The 2,075-nt window shown below is 40.8% G+C and carries 3 protein-coding genes; all 3 read right to left on the minus strand.

Features of this window, described 5'->3' with window-relative positions:
* On the minus strand, window positions 1-490 hold a 490-nt coding region (locus I6F65_RS21175), incomplete at its 3' end, for an immunity 49 family protein (protein ID WP_197114793.1).
* Window positions 491-537: 47 nt separating this feature from the next.
* Window positions 538-1,389, minus strand: coding sequence for an immunity 49 family protein (locus I6F65_RS21180; RefSeq protein WP_197114795.1), 852 nt, complete (start codon window positions 1,387-1,389; stop codon window positions 538-540).
* A gap of 44 nt (window positions 1,390-1,433) precedes the next feature.
* Window positions 1,434-2,075: immunity 49 family protein (locus tag I6F65_RS21185; protein WP_197114797.1), on the minus strand; the 642-nt coding region annotated here is incomplete at its 5' end.

The following is a 2,075-nucleotide window of genomic DNA, read 5'->3' on the forward strand; positions in this document are numbered from 1 at the left end:
GGATTAATTCAACAAGTACATACTCGGCTTCACTGTTTGTGGTAGAGCTCTGACGCATTACAGACACAGGAAACTTCGCTAAACTGTCCATCGCTGCTTGGTCACGGACAATTGCCGCACAAAAAAAGGCTTCTTGCCAACTAACGGCATCCAAAAAACCACCTTCCCACAACATACCTTTGCCGTTGTAGGTGGCATCTAATATGTCGTCAATCACAATATGCTGCTCTTTTTCAGGCTCTCGACCTAGCCTAAAAATTGCCTCACCGGCTTTTGCCGCAAGCTTTAATGCTGTTATTGATTTTTGCTTGTTTTCTTCGGTTAAATCAAACGACCACCATTGGCAGATTTTGATTGCATTGCTTAATAAAGAAACTAAATTATCTCTACGTACACTCATGAATTTGATGTTTTTATTATAAGTATTTTCAAATCGTTCTATATTATACTCAACATCTCTCGTCTCATAATCACGTGTTATGGTTAGCATGTTTATTCCTTTAAATTATGCCGGTTTTTGGGGCGTTTAGGGTGAAATTACAGGTAATCGCCATCAATATAAAATTGCGGAATAAAGTCTGATTGCACGTTTAATTCGTTACCTAAGTCTTTTGCCATGCATGCTAAACCGAGCAAATTAATTGGCATGTAAAAAGTAGGTTGTTCATATCCCTCTAAATCACGGTGGCGCTCACAATACTTCCAATTTTCGGTTAGTGCACTTGCTAATGCCTCACTTGGAGTTGCTTCAGACTTTGTGGTAAAGGAAATAATAAAATCTGATTTTGAACCTGTACCATACGCAACCCACGGTTCTTTTTTACCGCCTTCAATCACTTCATCCAGCAACTTGTTGAGAATTTCAATACCCTTTGGACCTGATTCTCGACGATGAATACACTGTATTAATTCGGTTAATAAATACTCTGCTTCAGGACTTTTAGAAGAACACTTTCTCATTAATGACACCGGAAACTTCACTAAGCTGTCCATCGCTTCATAGTCACGCACGATTGCTGCAGCAAAAAAGGCTTCTTGCCAACGCATCGCATGTAACCCACCATTTTCCAATAAGCCTAAGCCCTTGTAGGTGGCGTCTAATATATCGTCAATCACGATACGCTGCTCTTTTTCAGGCTCTCGACCTAGCCTAAAAATAGCCTCCCCAGCTTTTGCTACTATTTTTAATGCTTTTATGGATTTTTGCTTGTTTTCCTCGGTTAAATCAAACGACCACCATTGGCAGATTTTGATTGCATCTCCCAATAAATAAATTAAGTTATCCCTCTTAATGGGTAAATCTTCAATCACTTCATTGTACGCTTCTTCAAAGCGTTCAATATCATGCTCTAAAAGCATAGGTTCATAATCGCGTGTAATGTTTATCATGTTTATTCCTTTAAATTGTGTCGGTTTGCGAGGGTTGCAAGGGGTTATAAATAATCGCCATCAATATAAAACTGCGGGATAAAATCTGATTGTACGTTTACTTCTTTACCTAAATCTTTTGCCATACACGCTAAACCCAATAAAGGAATAGGCATATAAAAATTAGGATGTTGGTAACCTTCATCTAAGAAACGCTCGTGGTACTCCCAGCTATCAGTTAATGCATTTGCAAATGCCGTACTCGGGGTGACCTCTCCATCCATCATAAAGGCAAGCACAAAATTTGTTTTTCCGCCAACACCATAGCTTACCCAAGGATCTGTTTTAGCCTCTGATTTCAACATGTCTAGTGCTTTGATTAAAGCAGCTACGCCTTCATCGTTTTCTACTCGGCGGTGAATTGCTTGTATTAATTCAACAAGTGCATACTCGGCTTCACTGTTTGTGGTAGAGCACTGACGCATTACAGATACAGGGAACTTCGCTAAACTATCCATCGCTGCTTGGTCACGGACAATGGCTGCGCAAAAAAAGGCTTGTTGCCAGCGAATCGCATCCAAACGCCCATCCCACAACCAGCCTTCGCCGTTGTAGGTGGCATCTAATAGTTCGTCAATCACGATACGCTGCTCTTTTTCAGGCTCTCGACCTAGCCTAAAAATAGCCTCACCGGCTTTGGCGGCAAG

Origin of the sequence: Pseudoalteromonas sp. SWXJZ94C (assembly GCF_015864385.1) — a bacterium.
Taxonomy (GTDB): Bacteria; Pseudomonadota; Gammaproteobacteria; order Enterobacterales; family Alteromonadaceae; genus Pseudoalteromonas.